Source organism: Desertihabitans brevis (assembly GCF_003327535.1).
In the GTDB taxonomy this organism is placed as follows: domain Bacteria; phylum Actinomycetota; class Actinomycetes; order Propionibacteriales; family Propionibacteriaceae; genus Desertihabitans; species Desertihabitans brevis.
Genome location: NZ_QOUI01000007.1, coordinates 18,819 through 34,895, shown reverse-complemented (window position 1 = coordinate 34,895; position 16,077 = coordinate 18,819). Strand labels below are relative to the sequence as shown.

The 16,077-nt window shown below is 73.7% G+C and carries 10 protein-coding genes; 7 read left to right on the top strand and 3 right to left on the bottom strand.

Going from position 1 to position 16,077, the window contains the following annotated elements:
* The first annotated feature begins 333 nt into the window (after positions 1–333).
* Complete coding sequence (locus DT076_RS11905; protein WP_114127114.1) at positions 334–1,503, top strand: amidohydrolase; 1,170 nt, start codon at positions 334–336, stop codon at positions 1,501–1,503.
* 275 nt (positions 1,504–1,778) lie between these two features.
* Positions 1,779–1,976 (top strand): DUF4253 domain-containing protein, encoded by a 198-nt coding sequence (locus tag DT076_RS11900; protein WP_158548114.1) that lies wholly within the window; start codon positions 1,779–1,781, stop codon positions 1,974–1,976.
* Positions 1,977–2,003: 27 nt separating this feature from the next.
* On the opposite strand, the gene DT076_RS11895 is transcribed toward DT076_RS11900, so the two are convergent.
* A complete protein-coding gene (locus DT076_RS11895; protein WP_114126910.1) occupies positions 2,004–4,841 on the bottom strand; it encodes an FAD-binding and (Fe-S)-binding domain-containing protein in 2,838 nt (945 codons plus the stop codon).
* Positions 4,842–4,866: 25 nt separating this feature from the next.
* A complete protein-coding gene (locus tag DT076_RS11890; RefSeq protein WP_233493907.1) occupies positions 4,867–5,346 on the bottom strand; it encodes a MarR family winged helix-turn-helix transcriptional regulator in 480 nt (159 codons plus the stop codon).
* Positions 5,347–5,435: 89 nt separating this feature from the next.
* Here DT076_RS11890 and DT076_RS11885 point away from each other — a divergent pair, with 89 nt between their 5' ends.
* The 5 genes from DT076_RS11885 to DT076_RS11865 all read left to right on the top strand — a co-directional run bounded on the left by DT076_RS11885 (position 5,436) and on the right by DT076_RS11865 (position 14,083).
* A complete protein-coding gene (locus DT076_RS11885; protein ID WP_114126909.1) occupies positions 5,436–5,981 on the top strand; it encodes a YceI family protein in 546 nt (181 codons plus the stop codon).
* 221 nt (positions 5,982–6,202) lie between these two features.
* Positions 6,203–10,000, top strand: coding sequence for an efflux RND transporter permease subunit (locus tag DT076_RS19975; RefSeq protein ID WP_114126908.1), 3,798 nt, complete (start codon positions 6,203–6,205; stop codon positions 9,998–10,000).
* A gap of 37 nt (positions 10,001–10,037) precedes the next feature.
* Positions 10,038–11,258, top strand: coding sequence for an acetyl-CoA C-acetyltransferase (locus DT076_RS11875; protein ID WP_114126907.1), 1,221 nt, complete (start codon positions 10,038–10,040; stop codon positions 11,256–11,258).
* 174 nt (positions 11,259–11,432) lie between these two features.
* Positions 11,433–13,226 (top strand): AMP-dependent synthetase/ligase, encoded by a 1,794-nt coding sequence (locus DT076_RS11870; protein WP_233493906.1) that lies wholly within the window; start codon positions 11,433–11,435, stop codon positions 13,224–13,226.
* Between the two features lie 8 nt (positions 13,227–13,234).
* On the top strand, positions 13,235–14,083 hold the full coding sequence (locus DT076_RS11865; protein WP_114126905.1) for an acyl-CoA thioesterase: 849 nt from the start codon (positions 13,235–13,237) through the stop codon (positions 14,081–14,083).
* Between the two features lie 130 nt (positions 14,084–14,213).
* Here DT076_RS11865 and DT076_RS11860 read toward each other — a convergent pair whose 3' ends face one another.
* A complete protein-coding gene (locus DT076_RS11860) occupies positions 14,214–16,055 on the bottom strand; it encodes a glycoside hydrolase family 13 protein (RefSeq protein ID WP_114126904.1) in 1,842 nt (613 codons plus the stop codon).
* Between the last annotated feature and the right edge of the window lie 22 nt (positions 16,056–16,077).

The window sequence follows — 16,077 nt, the reverse complement described above, 5'->3', positions numbered from 1 at the left end:
GTGACGGGCCGACCGCGCTGAGGACCGCCCGGTCGGCTCGTTCTTTCCCGCCTTCCCGTCCGCTGGGGCTGAGGATCGCCCGCTCGCGTCACTGCTTCGCCTTCGTGGACTGCCGGGGACGTCCGCCGCACGGGTGGTCCGTGGCGCACGCCCCCGGTGCTGAGGACCGCCCGCTCGGGGCGATCCTTCGTGCTCCAACGGCCGCTGGAGCGGAGCACCGCCCGGTCGTGTCGCTGCTCGGCGCACGCCGCGCCCGTCGGTGACGCAGGCCGGCGCTGGGCTCGCCGGAGGAGGACACGTGCCGCCCGCTCCCGCCGGCCTAGGGTGACGGGGATGAGCACCCTCGCGATCACCCACGCCTCCGTCGTCCCCATCACCGCCGACCCGTTCGAGGGGACGCTCGTCGTCACCGACGGCCGGATCTCCGCGCTCGGCCCGGACGTCGAGGTGCCGGCCGACGCCGAGGTGGTGGACGCCGGTGGCCGCTGGCTGCTGCCCGGGTTCGTCGACGCCCACACCCACCTCGGCGTGCACGAGGAGGGCGAGGGCTGGTCGGGCGACGACACCAACGAGATGACCGACCCGGTCACCGCGCAGGTGCGCGCGCTGGACGCCATCTACCCCGGCGACACCGGCTTCGCCGACGCGCTGGAGGGCGGCGTCACCACGGTCGGGGTCAACCCCGGCTCGGGCAACGTCATCGGCGGGCTCTGCGTGGCGATCCACACCGTCGGCCGCACCGTGGACGAGATGGTGCTGCGCCACCCGGTCGGGGTGAAGGCCGCCACCGGGGAGAACCCGAAGCGGGTCTACGGCGAGCAGAAGAAGATGCCCTCCACCCGGCTCGGGGTGGCCGCGGTGCTGCGGGAGGCCTTCGTCGCCGCCGACAACTACCGCCGCCGGCAGCGCAACGCCGAGGGCGCGGGCACCACCTTCGACGCCCGCGACCTCAAGCTGGAGGCGCTGGTGTCGGTGCTGGAGCGGGAGATCCCGTGGCGCCAGCACTCCCACCGCGCCGACGACATCGCCACCGCCGTCCGGATCGCCGACGAGTTCGGCTACCAGCTGGTCATCGACCACGGCACCGAGGCGCACCTGGTCGCCGACGTGCTGGCCGAGCGGGGCATCCCGGTGCTCATCGGGCCGCTGCTGACCAGCCGCTCCAAGGTCGAGCTGCGCAACCGCTCCACCGCCAACCCCGGGAGGCTCGCGCGCGCCGGCGTGGAGATCTCCATCATCACCGACCACCCGGTGGTGCCGATCCACTTCCTCGTCCACCAGGCCACGTTCGCGGTCAAGGCCGGGCTCGACCGCGACACCGCGCTCCGCTCGATCACCATCCACCCGGCCCGCGCCCTCGGGCTGGAGGACCGGGTCGGCTCGCTCGAGGTCGGCAAGCTGGGCGACGTGGTGCTGTGGAGCGGGGACCCGCTCGACGTCATGCAGCACGCCGACCGCGTGTGGGTGCAGGGACGCGAGGCCCACACCCGCGAGACGGCCTGAGCGGCCGGTCCGGCCGCTCCCCGGCAGCGTCCGAGGCTCCGGCCATGACGTCTCCACCCGCGGCTGTCTGCCCGGTCCGGGCAGACGGCCCGCCCCGGGAGCTGCCGGTCTCCCTCGACCCGGCCGGCTCGCCGCTGATGCTGGTGCCGGCGCTGCGAGCGGCCGACGTCCCGGCCCGGCTGGGCTTGGCAGGGCCCGGTCAACCACGAGCTCGGCCCCGGTGAGGTGAGCGCGGTGCTGCGCAGCTGGGAGGACCGCTTCGGCGCCGTCCTGTGGTGGGGATCGGCTCCGACACCCTGCTGCTGCAGGCCGGCCGGACGCCGACCGACCCGGCCGGGCTCGACGCCCTGGTGGCCGAGCACCACGCCTTCTGCCCCGACGGCATCGACCAGGGCCTGCCGGCCGAGGAGTACCGCGCCGGGCTCGCCGCCCAGCAGCCCGACCGCGGGGTCTGGGCGTTCTGGTGGGACTGAGCGGCCCGGGACGCCCGGGCCCCCGGCTCAGCGTCCGCGCAGCAGCAGCTCGGGCAGGGTGAGCGCGCCCCGGTCGGCCAGCTCGGCCAGCTGGGTGCGGCAGGAGAACCCGTCGGCCAGCACCACCGCGTCGTCCCCGGCCGCCCGCACCGCGGGCAGCAGGTCGTGCTCGGCGACCTGCACCGACACCTCGTAGTGGCCCTGCTCGACGCCGAAGTTGCCCGCCAGCCCGCAGCAGCCGCCGACCGTGGTGACGCTGGCCCCGGTGGCCGCGAGCAGCGCGGCGTCGGTCTTCCAGCCGGTCACCGAGGCGTGGTGGCAGTGCGGCTGGGCCACCACGGTGGTGCCGCTGAGGTCGGGTGCGCTCCAGCCGGGGGTGCGGGTCAGCAGCTCGGCCAGGGTCAGCACCCCGGCGGCCACCTCGGGCACCCGCGGGTCGTCGGGCAGCAGCTCGGGGGCGTCGCTGCGCCAGACCGCCAGGCAGGACGGCTCCATCCCCACCACCGGCGTCCCGGCGCTGACCACCGGGTGCAGCACGTCGAGCGCCCGGCGCAGCTGGCGGCGGGCGCCGTCGAGCTGGCCGGTGCTGATCCAGGTCAGCCCGCAGCAGGCGTCCCGCTCGAGGAACCGCGGCTCGTAGCCGGCGCCGCGCAGCAGCTCGACCATCGGGCGGGCGCCGGCGCCGGCGAAGGCGTCGGAGAACGAGTCGACCCAGATGACGACCGGTCCGTTCGGCGCGGTCTGCCCCGTCGCCTCCCGGCGGCCGGTCGCGGTCGCCGAGCGGCGGGCGAAGCGGGGGAGCTGGCGGCGCTGGTCGACGCCGGCGCCCCACTTCAGCGCGTTGCGCAGCAGCGGCGCGGCCATCACCGCGTTGACCAGCGCGGACAGCCCGGGCACCCGGGTGATCAGCCGGCCCCAGCGGGGCAGCCAGCCCAGCGCGTAGTGGCTGCGCGGGCGGATCCCGCCGCGGTAGGTCTCGTCCAGCACCCGGGCCTTGTAGGCGGCCATGTCGATGCCGGTCGGGCAGTCGCGCCGGCAGCCCTTGCAGGACAGGCAGAGGTCGAGGGCCTCGTGCACCTCCGGGGAGCGGAATCCGCGCTTCACGGTGCTGCCGTTGATCATCTCCTGCAGCACCCGGGCCCGGCCGCGGGTGGAGTCCTTCTCCTGGCGGGTGGCCTGGAACGAGGGGCACATCACCCCCAGCGAGCCGGTGGTGTCGGCCAGGCACTTGCCGACCCCGCTGCAGCGGTGGACGTCGGCGGCCAGCTCGAGCTCACGTCCGCGCATCGGCGCGTGGCGGACCAGGTCGGCGCGGACGTCGGCGGCCACCGGACGCGGGTCGACCAGCACGCCGGGGTTGAGCAGGTTGTCGGGGTCGAAGACCTGCTTGACCGCGCCGAACAGGGCGATCGCCTCGGCGGAGTACATCGTGGGCAGCAGCGCCGAGCGGGCCCGGCCGTCGCCGTGCTCGCCCGACATCGAGCCACCGAAGGAGGCGACCAGCTCGGCGGCCTCGGTGACGAACGACTCGTAGCCGGCCGCGCCGCCCTCCTCGGTGAGCGGGAAGTCGATCCGCACGTGCACGCAGCCGTCGCCGAAGTGGCCGTAGGGCAGCCCGCGCAGCCCGTGCCGGGTGAGCAGCTCGTCGAAGGCGCGCAGGTAGGCCCCGAGGTGCTCCGGCGCCACCGCGGCGTCCTCCCAGCCGGGGTAGGCCGGACGACCCAGGCTGACCCCGGCCAGCCCGGCGCCGTCCTCGCGGATCTTCCACAGCGCGGTCGCGCGGGCCGCGTCCTCGACCACGAACCCGTCACCGCAGCCGCTGGCCGCGAGCAGCGCGCGGGCGCGCTCGCCCAGCCGCACCGGGTCGTCGTCGGCCAGCTCGACCAGCATCCAGCCCTGGCCGGCGGGCATCTCGGGCACGGCGGAGGGACCCAGGCGGTCGCGCACGACGTCGACGATCCGGGCGTCCAGACCCTCGCAGGCGGTGGGCCGGTGCGCCAGCACGGTGGGCGCGTCGTCGGCGGCCTCGGCCATCGAGGGGTAACCCAGGGCGACCATGACCCGGTGCGGCGGGTCGCTGACCAGCCGCAGCGTGGCGCGGGTGATGGTGGCCAGGGTGCCCTCGGTGCCGGCGAGGAAGCGGGCCACGTCGAAGCCGTTCTCCGGCAGCAGGTGCTCCAGGCTGTAGCCCGACACCTGGCGTCCGAAGCGGCCGAACTCGGTGCGGATCAGCGCGAGGTTGCGCCCCACCAGCTCGCGCAGCGCGGTCAGGGTGGGGGAGTCCTCGACGGCGGTGGCGTCGGACCCGCCGAGCACCAGCCGCTCACCCGAGCCGGTGACGACCTCCAGGCCGAGCACGTTGTCGGCGGTCTTGCCGTAGCCGAGCGCGCGCGGGCCGCAGGCGTTGTTGCCGATCATCCCGCCGAGGGTGCAGCGGTTGTGGGTGGAGGGGTCGGGTCCGAAGCGCAGCCCGTGCGGGGCCGCCACCTTCTGCAGCGCCGCCTGGACGACCCCGGGCTCCACCACGGCGGTGCGCCGCTCGGGGTCCACGTCGACGACCCGGTGCAGGTGGCGGCTGACGTCGACGACCAGACCGGGCCCGACGGCGTTGCCGGCGCAGGACGTCCCGGCGCCGCGGAGCGTCACGGGCACCTTGTCGGCGCGGGCCTCGTCCAGCAGCCGGGTCAGCTCCTCGACGGTGCGGGGGTGGGCGACGCCGCGGGGCACCACCCGGTAGAGCGAGGCGTCGCTGGAGTAGAGGGCCCGGGCCAGGCTGGAGGTGTCGACCAGACCGGAGGAGCCCGCTCGGTCCAGACGCCAGCTGAGCCGGCCGAGCTCGCGGTCGAGCAGGGCACGATCGGTCATCGCGGGCACCCAGAGGTCATGGGGGTCAGTCTGCCGACTCCCGCCCGGCGGCGAGGACGCGTTCAAATGCGCGACCGACGGCGCGGAAGTCCTCGGGGCCGACGGCCTCGACGAACACCCGGCGCACCGACTCCACGTGGCTGGGCGCCGAACGGCGCAGCAGACCCATCCCCGCCTCGGTGAGGTGCGCCCACACACCGCGCCGGTCATCGGGACAGCTCTGCCGCTCGACCAGCCCGCGGCGCTCCATCCGGGTCACCGTGTGGGTCAGCCGCGAGCGGGACTGGTGCACCGCCTCGGCCAGCTCGGCCATCCGCAGCCGCCGGTCGTCGGCCTCGGACAGGGTGACGAGGATCTCGTACTCGGCGAGGTCGAGGCCGTGGGTGCGCAGGTCGGCGTCCAGCACCTCGTTGATCCGCGCCGCCCCGAGCAGGTAGGTGCGCCAGATGCGCTGCTGCTCGGCGTCGAGCCAGCGCGTCGGGCTCTCCATGGTCTGCTCGGTCATGTCCACATCGTAACCAAGGAAGTTGACAGTTCAACTTCTTGGGCTACCCTGGTCGCGTTGTTGAAACTTCAACCAGTTGGAGAACCCCCATGGACGCCCAGACCCTCACCCTCACCGCCGGCACCTGGAACGTCGACCCCGCCCACTCCGAGGTCGGCTTCACCGTGCGGCACCTGATGAGCAAGGTGCGCGGCACCTTCGACGACTACGTCGCCACCGTGACCACCACCTCCGACGACCCGACCGCCGCGAGCGTCACCGCCGAGGTCAAGCTCGCCTCGGTGAACACCCGCAACGAGCAGCGCGACGGCCACCTGCGCTCGGCCGACATCTTCAACGCCGAGAAGGACGCGCTGATGACCTTCGTCTCCACCGGCATCACCGGTGCCGACGGCGAGTACGAGATCGCCGGCGACCTCACCATCAACGGCACCACCCGTCCGGTCGTGCTGCAGGCGGAGTTCCTCGGGGTCGACGTGGACGCCTACGGCGCCACCCGGTTGGGCGTGGAGGCCACCACCTCGATCTCCCGCAAGGACTTCGGCATCGACTTCAACGTCGCGCTCCAGGGCGACAAGGTGCTGATCGGCGACAAGGTCGACATCACCCTGACGATCCAGGCCGTCAAGGCCTGATCGGACGACCCCGGGTGCAGGGCTCCCCGGGACGGCTCGGGGGGAGCCGTCCCGGGGTCGGACCCGGCCCTGGGGGCACCCCGGGCTCGACCCCGGGGATCGCGTCGGAGGACCCTGAGCGGGTGTCTCCGGTGCGGGTGCGGTCCGTACTGTGACGGCGTGCCCAGCAGCGTGACCGTCCGCCCCGCCACCACCACCGCTCCGGAAGGGGTGGGCGCGCGATGACCGGGCTGGCCCGCCTCAGCCTGGCCAACCGGGCGGTCGTCGCCCTGCTCAGCCTCGTCATCATCGGCGCCGGGCTGTTCTCCACCGGGGCGCTGAAGCAGGAGCTGATGCCCTCGCTGACCCTCCCCCAGGTCACGGTCCTCTCCATCTGGCAGGGTGCGGCGCCGGCCTCGGTCGAGCGTGACGTCACCCGTCCCATCGAGGACGCGGTCAAGGGCGTGGCCGGGGTGACCGGCGTCAGCTCCACCTCCTCGGCCAACGTCTCCCAGATCTCGGCGGAGTGGGACTACGGCGAGGACGCCACCGAGATGGAGAACAAGATCCGGGCCGCCGTCGACGCCGTCCCGGGGCTGCCCGCCGACGTCGAGCCCGAGATCGCCGCCTTCGACTTCGACGCCCTCCCGGTGGTCTCCCTCGCCGTCTCCTCCGACCTCTCCCCGGCCGACCTGTCCGAGCGGCTGCGCACCGTCGCCGTGCCGCGGATCAACGCCCTGGACGGGGTGGGGGAGGCGACGGTCTCCGGTGAGGAGGTCCGCGAGGTCGTCATCACCACCCGCCAGGACGACCTGGATCGCCTCGGCGTCCAGCCCACCGAGCTGCAGCAGCTGCTCCAGGTGCACGGGACGCAGGTGCCGGCCGGCGACCTCGACACCGGCAGCCAGCGCGTCAACGTCCAGGTCGGCCGGACGCTCGGCTCGGTCGAGGACGTCGAGGCCATCCAGCTGCAGGGCACCGACGGCCCGGTCCGGCTGGGTGACGTCGCCGACGTCACCAACGACCCGGTCGAGGCCACCGCCATCTCGCGGGTCAACGGCGAGCCCGCGATCAGCCTCAACGTCACCAAGACCACCGAGGCCAACACCGTGACGGTGGCCCACGACCTGCGCGAGCTGCTGCCGGAGCTGGAGCAGGAGATCGGCTCGGGCACCCGGTTCCAGACGGTCTTCGACCAGTCGCCGTTCATCGAGCAGTCCATCCACGACCTCGCGGTCGAGGGCGGGCTCGGGCTCGCGATGGCGATCATCGTCATCCTGGTCTTCCTGCTCTCGGTGCGCTCCACGATCATCACCGCGATCTCCATCCCGCTGTCGCTGCTCATCGCGATGATCGGGCTCTACGTCGGTGGGTTCAGCCTCAACATCCTCACCCTGGGTGCGCTCACCGTCGCCGTCGGACGGGTGGTGGACGACTCGATCGTCGTCATCGAGAACATCAAGCGCCACCTCGGCCTGGGCGAGCCGTTCGGCACGTCGACGATCCTCGGCGCGGTGCGGGAGGTGGCCGGGGCGGTGACCGCCTCCACCATCACCACCGTCGCGGTGTTCCTGCCGATCGCGCTGGTCGGCGGGCAGGTCGGTGAGCTGTTCCGCCCCTTCGCGGTCACCGTGACGGTGGCCCTGCTGGCCTCCCTGCTGGTCTCGCTGACGATCGTGCCGGTGCTGGCGATGTGGTTCATGCGGCCCAGCCGCAAGCAGCAGGCGGCCGTCGACGCCACCGACGACTCGGTGCGGGCCGCCCACGAGGAGCGGGAGACGCCGCTGCAGAAGGGCTACCTGCCGGTGCTGCGCGCGGCGCTGCGGCACCCGGTGATCACCCTCGTGGTGGCCGCCGTGGTGTTCGTGCTGACGCTGGGCTCGACCACCCTGCTCAAGACCGACTTCCTCGGTGAGGCCGGTCAGAACACCCTGCTGGTCTCCCAGGAGATGCCCAGCGGCACCACGCTGGCCGACACCGACGCCGCCGCGCAGAAGGTGGAGGCGGTGGTGGCCGCGGATCCGGCGGTGGAGACCTACCAGACCACGGTCGGCGGCCAGGGTGCGGACGTCCTCACCGGGTCCGGCGGTGGGTCGAACACGGCGACCATCTCGATCACCCTGCGGCCCGACACCGACGGATCGGTGGTGGCCGACCGGCTCCGCGCCCAGCTGGACCCGATGACCGACATCGGCGAGACCGAGGTGGGTCTGGCCGACGGCGGCGCCGGCGGCACCAACGAGATGGCGGTCCAGGTGGTGGCGACCGACGAGGAGGCGATCGCCACCGGCGCGGAGCAGGTCGAGCAGGCCCTCGCCGGCGTGCCCGGCCTGACCGACGTGGGCAGCGACCTGGCCGAGCAGCAGACCGTCTTCTCCGTCGAGGTCGACCAGGTGCGCGCCGCGGAGCTGGGGATGAACCAGTCCACCATCGGCCAGGCCGTCGCCCAGGCGCTGGACGGTCAGCCGCTGGGTGAGGTCGTGCTGGACGACCGCACCGAGCAGGTGGTGCTGCGCTCCCGCGCCCCGGTCGAGGACAAGGCCGCGCTGGAGGCGCTGGAGCTGCCGGTGACCCAGCGCCAGACCGCCGACGTCCAGGAGCGGGAGTCCGACGAGGTCACCGAGATCCAGGAGGAGAACGCCGAGGAGCAGCAGGCCGAGGCCGAGGCCCAGCTCGACGAGCAGGCCGAGGCGCTGGCCGAGCAGCGCAGTGAGCTGACCGACCAGCTGGCCGAGCTGAACGACCAGCTGGAGGAGGCCCGCAACGCGCCCGCCCCCTCGGCCGGGCTGCCCGGTGGCGCCGGTGGCGCACCCGGCGCCGGGGTGCCCGGGGCGGGGCTGCCGGGTGCGGGGCTTCCCGCTGGCGGACTGCCCGACGACCTGCCCAGCAGCCTGCCCAGCGACCTCGCCGACGCCAGCCCCGAGGAGCTGCAGCAGGCGGCCGAGGACGTGGCGGAGTCCCTGCGGGAGGCCGCCGAGCAGGCGGCAGAGGACCAGCAGCGGGCGGTCGAGCAGCAGCAGCGCGCCGCGGAGGAGGCCGCGGCCGCGCAGGCCGCCGCGGCGGCGGAGCAGCAGGCGGCGGCGGTCGAGCAGCTGGAGGAGTCGATCGACCAGCTCGAGGAGCAGATCGTCGCCCTCGACGAGCAGACCGTCGAGCTGGCCGATCAGCGCGCCGACTCCCAGGCCCAGCAGCGGGAGGCCGAGGAGCTGCAGGAGCGGACCGAGGGCATCGCCGACCTGCGTGCCGACCCCGTCCCGCTGCGTGAGGTCGCCACCGTGGAGGAGGTCCGGGCCCCCGCCACCATCACCCGGGTGGACGGCGCCCGCACCGTCACGGTGACCGCGACCAGCACCGGCGACGACCTCGGCGCCACCACGCTCGCCGTCACCCAGGCCATCGACGGGCTCGACCTGCCCGACGGCGTCCGCGCCGAGATCGGTGGCGTGTCGGCGGAGCAGGACGAGGCGTTCGGCCAGCTGTTCCTGGCGATGGGGGTGGCGATCGCCATCGTCTACGTGGTGATGGTGGCGACCTTCCGCTCGCTGCTGCAGCCGCTGATCCTGCTGGTGTCGGTGCCCTTCGCCGCCACCGGGGCGATCGGGCTGTCGCTGCTCACCGACACCGCGCTGGGCATCCCGTCGATGATCGGGCTGCTGATGCTCATCGGCATCGTGGTGACCAACGCGATCGTGCTGATCGACCTGGTCAACCACTACCGCGCCCAGGGCGCCTCGATCGACGACGCGGTGGTGCACGGGGCCCGGCTGCGGCTGCGCCCGATCATCATGACCGCGCTCGCCACGATCATGGCCCTGGTGCCGATGAGCCTCGGCCTGACCGGTGGCGGGGTGTTCATCTCCAAGCCGCTGGCGATCGTGGTGATCGGTGGCCTGATCTCCTCCACCGTGCTGACCCTGGTGCTCGTGCCGGTGCTCTACCGACTGGTCGAGCAGCTGCGCGAGCGGGGCAGCCGGCCGCGCGGGCGCCGTCGCGAGGACGACGGCACCGAGGACGGCAAGCTGGAGGAGATGCTCACCTGAGCCGGGCGCCCGCCGGCCCCGCGGCTAGGGTGCGGACATGGCGGAGGCGGTGGTCGTGGCGGCGGGGCGGACGCCGATCGGACGGGCGTCCAGGGGCTCGCTGACCACGGTGCGCCCCGACGACCTGGTGGCCGGGGTGGTCGCCGACGTGCTGGCCCGGGTGCCCGAGCTCGACCCGCGGACGCTGGACGACCTCTACGTCGGGTGCGCCGACCCCCGCGACGAGCACGGTGGCAACCTCGCCCGGCGGGTGGCCGTCCTGCTCGGCCTGGACGAGGTGCCGGCCGCCACCATCAACCGGTTCTGTGCCTCCAGCGTGCAGACCACCCGGATGGCCTTCCACGCGATCCGGGCGGGGGAGGGGCACGCCTTCGTCTCGGCCGGGGTGGAGTGCGTCTCGCGCTACCGCGGGTTCGCCGGCGCCGGTCTGGACCCCGAGGACACCCACCATCCCGCGTTCGCCGCCGCCGGTCGCCGGTCGGCGGAGACCGCCGCGACGAACCGGCGGTGGAGCGACCCGCGGCTGGGCGGCGAGCTGCCCGACGTCTACGTCGCGATGGGGCAGACCGCGGAGAACGTGGCGACCGCCTGGGACGTCAGCCGGGCCGACCAGGACGCCTACGCCGTCGCCTCCCAGCACCGCGCGCAGGACGCGGTCGCCGCGGGCGTCTTCGCCCGCGAGATCCTCCCGGCCACGCTGCCCGACGGCCGGGTGGTCGGCGCCGACGACGGGCCGCGGGCCGGGGTGACGCTGGAGAAGGTGGCCGCGCTGGAGCCGGTGTTCCGCGCCGGCGGAACCGTCACCGCGGCGAACTGCTGCCCGCTCAACGACGGCGCCGCCGCGGTCGTGGTACTCAGCGACGAGCGGGCCCGCGAGCTCGGGCTGACCCCGCTGGCGCGGGTCGTCGCCACCGCCACCAGCGCCCTCAGCCCGGAGGTGATGGGGATGGGGCCGGTCGAGGCCACCCGGCGGGTGCTCGACCGGGCCGGGATGACCATCGACGACGTCGACCTGGTCGAGCTCAACGAGGCCTTCGCCGCCCAGGTGCTCGCCTGCGCCCGCGAGCTCGGGCTCGACCTCGACCGGCTCAACGTGCACGGCGGCGCCATCGCGCTCGGGCACCCCTTCGGCGCCACCGGCGTCCGGATGCTCACCACACTCCTCAACGCGATGGTCGAGCGGGACGCCGAGATCGGGCTGGAGACGCTGTGCGTGGGGGGCGGCCAGGGGATGGCGCTGCTCGTCCAACGGCTCTGACCGGCGGGCTCCCGCGGCTGCTCCGCTCGCGCCACCGGGACGAACGGGCGTACCGGCACTAGGCTGGCGGGCGAGACACCGCGACGGCGCGTGAGGGCGCCGTCCACGAGACGGGGATGGTAGATGAGTAGCAGCGCCGAACTCGCTCCGCAGGGACCTGATCGCTCTCAGGACGTGGACGTCAGCGACCGGTCGCCCTCCGTGGGGGCGATGTTCACCGCGCAGGTCGCCCTCGGTCGCAACCGCGAGGCGTTCCGCCACCGCGACGCCGACGACCGGTGGGTCTCGCTGACCTGGGCGGAGACCCGCGACATCGTGTTCGAGCTCGCGGCGGGGCTGCTCAGCCTCGGCCTGGAGCGCGAGCAGCGGGTCGCCATCGCCAGCAGCACCCGGATCGAGTGGATCCTGGCCGACCTCGCCGTGATGTGCGCCGGCGGTGCCACCACCACCATCTACCCGACCAGCACCGCGCCGGTGGTCGACTACATCCTGTCCGACTCCGAGTCGCGCATCCTCGTGGTGGAGGACGACCAGCAGCTGGCCAAGGTGCTCGACCACGTGGACGAGGCCACCACGATCGTCCTCATCGAGGGCACCAGCGACTCCGAGCGCGTCCTCGGCTGGGAGGAGCTGCGCCGCCGCGGCCGCGAGCTGCTGGCCGAGCAGCCCGACGTCGTCGAGGAGGCCGTCGCCGGGACCCGTCCGGAGCAGCTGGCCACCCTGATCTACACCTCCGGCACCACCGGGCAGCCCAAGGGCGTGCGGATCACCCACGACTCCTGGGCCTACATCGGCCGCGGGGTGGTGGCCATCGACCTGCTCCGGCCCGACGACCTGCAGTTCCTCTGGCTGCCGCTGAGCCACGTCTTCGGCAAGGCGCTGATCGCCATCCAGCTCGAGGTGGGCTTCGCCACCGCGGTGGACGGGCGGATCGACCGGATCGTCGACGGGCTCGGTGAGGTGCGGCCGACGTTCATGGCCGGCGCGCCCCGGATCTTCGAGAAGGTGCGGGCCCGGGTGATGACCGGCGCCGCCAGCGGCCCGCGCGCGAAGATCGCCCGCTGGGCGTTCAGCGTGGGCAAGCGCTCGGCCGCGCCGCGGCTGCGCGGCGAGCCGCTGACCGGTCTGCTCAAGGTGCAGTACGCCATCGCCGACCGGCTGGTGTTCAGCAAGCTCAAGGCCCGCCTGGGCGGTCGGATCCGCTTCATGGTCTCGGGCTCGAACAAGCTCAACGCCCAGGTGCAGAGCTGGTTCTACTCCGCCGGGCTGCTGGTCATCGAGGGCTACGGGCTCACCGAGACCAGCGCGGTCAGCGCCGTCAACGACCCCCGCACACCGCGCCTGGGGACCGTGGGGCCGGCCCTGCCCGGCACCACCATCAAGATCGCCGACGACGGCGAGGTGCTGATCAAGGGTCCGGGGGTGGCCAGCGGCTACCAGGGCCAGGACGAGCTGGAGTCGGGCAGCTTCGTCGACGGCTGGTTCCACACCGGTGACATCGGCGAGCTGGACGCCGACGGCTACCTCAAGATCACCGACCGCAAGAAGGACCTCATCAAGACCTCGGGCGGCAAGTACGTGGCGCCGCAGAAGGTGGAGGGCGCCCTGGTGGCCGCCAGCCCCTACGCCAGCCAGGTCGTGGTCAGCGGCGAGGGACGCAAGTACATCGTCGCCCTCATCGCCCTCGACCCGGACTCGATCACCGCCTGGGCGAAGAGCCAGGGGCTGCCGACCGACGACTACGCCGCGATGATCAACTCCCCGCAGGTGCGCGCGCTGCTGCAGTCCCACGTCGACAAGGCCAACGCCACGCTGGAGCGGCACGAGACCGTGAAGCGCTTCGCGGTGCTGCCCGCCGAGCTGAGCATCGACGAGGGCGAGGTGACCCCGAGCATGAAGATCCGCCGGGCCGCCATCGCGGAGAAGCACGCCGACCTGCTCGCCGGCCTCTACGACGACGAGGACTGATCGCTGCGGTGCTCCACGTCTACCGCTGCCCCCTGCGCTGGGGCGACATGGACGCGCAGGCCCACGTCAACAACGGGGCCTTCGTCGACTACCTGCAGGAGGCGCGGGTCGACTTCCTCACCCGCTCGGAGGTGGCCGGGATGCTCGGCCGGGCCGACGGGACCGCGCCCGCCTCGCACGGGGTGCTGGTGGTGCGCACCCAGGTGGAGCTGCTGCGGCCGCTGATCTGGAGCACCGAGGAGCTGGAGGTCCGGATGGACCTGCACGCCGTCGGCGGGGCCCGGTTCACCCTCGGCTACGAGCTCGGGCCGGCCGACGCCCCGGTGGCGCGGGCCAGAACCCTGCTCGCGCCCTACGACCTGGCCGGCGGGCGGGTGCTGCGGCTGACGCCGGAGCAGCGGGCGTTCTTCCGCGCCCGTGAGGTGCCGGCCGAGCCGTGGCCGCAGCTGGCGGGAGCCGACCGGCCCGGGCTGGCGGTGCCGCTGCGGGTGCGCTGGTCCGACCTGGACTCCTACGGTCACGTCAACAACGTCCGGTTCTTCGACTACGCCCAGGAGGCCCGGATCCGGCTGCTGCAGCAGGTGCTCGCCGGGACCCCGGACGGGGCGGGGCAGTGGCTGGTGGTGCGCCAGGACGTCGACCACCGCGCCCAGCTCGGCTACCGCTCCGAGCCCTACGAGGCGTCGGTGGCCGTGGCCGCGCTGGGCCGCACATCGATGACGCTACGCACCCTGGTCCGCGACCCGCAGGACGGCACCCTCTTCGCCGAGGTGCGCACGGTCGCCGTCTGCGCCGACGAGCGTGGGCGTCCCGTGCCGCTGCCGGACACCGTCCGCAGCGCTCTCGAGCACGTCTGACATCCGCAGCACACCACCACAGCGCGCTGAGCCTGTCGAAGCGCGGCAGGCTCGCCCTTCGACAGGCTCAGGGCGTTGGGGTCGGCTCAGGGCGTTGGGGTCGGCTCAGGGCGTGGGGGGTTCCCTCAGGTCAGACGGAGAGCCAGACGGCGACGTCCTGGGTGAGGACACCGCCGGTGACGTCGCCGGAGGCGACCAGCACCTCCGCGCCGGCCGGCAGCTCGACCGGCTCGGGGCCGAAGTTCACCAGGCACTCGAACCCCTGCCCGCGGGAGAAGTGCAGCACCTCGGGGCCGCTGTCGCGCCACTGCAGGGTGCCGTCGCCGAGGGCCGGGTGCTGGCCGCGGATCTGCAGCGCGGCCCGGTAGAGCTCCAGGTGGCTGCCGGGGACGCCGTCCTGGGCCTCGACCGTCAGCGGCGCCCAGTCGGTGGGCTGGGGGAGCCACGGCGTCCCGGTGCCGAAGCCGTAGGGCGGACGGTCACCCGACCAGGGGATCGGCACCCGGCAGCCGTCACGGCCGCGGACGGTGTGGCCCGAGCGCAGCCAGGTCGGGTCCTGCAGCACCTCCTCGGGCAGGTCCTCCACCTCCGGCAGGCCCAGCTCGTCGCCCTGGTACACGTAGGCCCCGCCGGGCAGCGCCAGCTCGAGCAGCGCCGCGGCGCGGGCGCGGCGGCGTCCCAGCTCGATGTCGGTGGGGAGCTCGGCCAGGTCGGACGGGCCGAGCCGCAGGTCGTCGGGGTGCATGCCCTCGGCGGTGAAGCGGCACCCGGTGCGCGGCTTGCCGTAGCGGGTCGCCACCCGGGTCACGTCGTGGTTGGAGAGCACCCAGGTCGGCGGGGCGCCCACCGCCTCGTGCGCGGCCACGGTGAGGTCGATGACGTGGCGCTGCGACTCCGCGGTCCACTCGCACAGCAGGGCGTCGAAGTTGAACGTCGTCTGCAGCTGGCCGGGACGCACGTAGCGCACCAGCCGCTCGGCGGGGGTGAGGTAGGCCTCGGAGACGAACACCTTGGTGCCCTTGCCGGCGGCGGCGTACTCGTCGGCCACCGCCCGCCAGTGCCGGTGGATCTCGTCGAGGTCGGGACGGTCGAAGACCGGTCCGCCCGGGAACTTCTCCAGGGTGGCCAGCCCGGTGCCCGGGTCGACGGGCAGGTCCGGGAACTCCTGGTCGACCTTCATCGAGTCGGCGACGTCGATCCGGAAGCCGTCGATCCCGCGGTCGAACCAGAACCGCAGCACCGACTCGAAGAACCGGAACACCTCGGGGTGCTCCCAGTTCCAGTCCGGCTGCTCCGGCGCGAACAGGTGCAGGTACCACTGGCCGGGAGTGCCGTCGGGCCCCGCGGCGGAAGCCGCGTCTCCAGCGGGCTCGGTGACCCGCTCCCAGGCGCTGCCGCCGAAGACGGCCGGCCAGTTCGTCGGCGGCTCCGAGCCGTCGGGGCCGCGACCGTCCCGGAAGACGAACAGCTCGCGCTCGGGGCTGCCCGGTCCGGCGGCCAGGGCGGCCTGGAAGAGCGGGTGCTGGTCGGAGCAGTGGTTGGGCACCAGGTCGATGAGCACCCGGATGCCGAGGGCGTGCGCGGCCGCGACGAACTCGTCGGCGTCGGCCAGGGTGCCGAAGTCGGGGTGGATGCCGGTGTAGTCGGCGACGTCGTAGCCGCCGTCGGCCAGCGGGGAGGGGTACCACGGCGAGATCCACACGGCGTCCACGCCGAGCGAGGCCAGGTGCGGCAGCCGCTCGATCATCCCGCGGACGTCGCCGGTCCCGTCGTCGCCGCTGTCGGCGAAGGATCGGGGGTAGATCTGGTAGACCACCGCGCTGCGCCACCACAGCGGGTCGTCGGTGATGGCCGGGGCCGGCCGGGTCGCGGTCTGCTCGCCGCCACCCGGTGCCCCACCCGGTGCGTCGTCGCCGCCCGCGGCGCCGGTGTCGTCGGGCAGCGGGCCGGTCGTCGGGTCGTCGACTGTCATGTCACGCGAGTCTGGCAGAGGC

Bases quoted from the DNA above. Each gene is read 5' to 3' on its own strand.
- DT076_RS11860 (WP_114126904.1), bottom strand. From the start codon at position 16,055: ATGACAGTCGACGACCCGACGACCGGCCCGCTGCCCGACGACACCGGC.
- DT076_RS11905 (WP_114127114.1), top strand. From the start codon at position 334: ATGAGCACCCTCGCGATCACCCACGCCTCCGTCGTCCCCATCACCGCC.
- DT076_RS19975 (WP_114126908.1), top strand. From the start codon at position 6,203: ATGACCGGGCTGGCCCGCCTCAGCCTGGCCAACCGGGCGGTCGTCGCC.
- DT076_RS11890 (WP_233493907.1), bottom strand. From the start codon at position 5,346: ATGACCGAGCAGACCATGGAGAGCCCGACGCGCTGGCTCGACGCCGAG.
- DT076_RS11885 (WP_114126909.1), top strand. From the start codon at position 5,436: ATGGACGCCCAGACCCTCACCCTCACCGCCGGCACCTGGAACGTCGAC.
- DT076_RS11895 (WP_114126910.1), bottom strand. From the start codon at position 4,841: ATGACCGATCGTGCCCTGCTCGACCGCGAGCTCGGCCGGCTCAGCTGG.
- DT076_RS11875 (WP_114126907.1), top strand. From the start codon at position 10,038: ATGGCGGAGGCGGTGGTCGTGGCGGCGGGGCGGACGCCGATCGGACGG.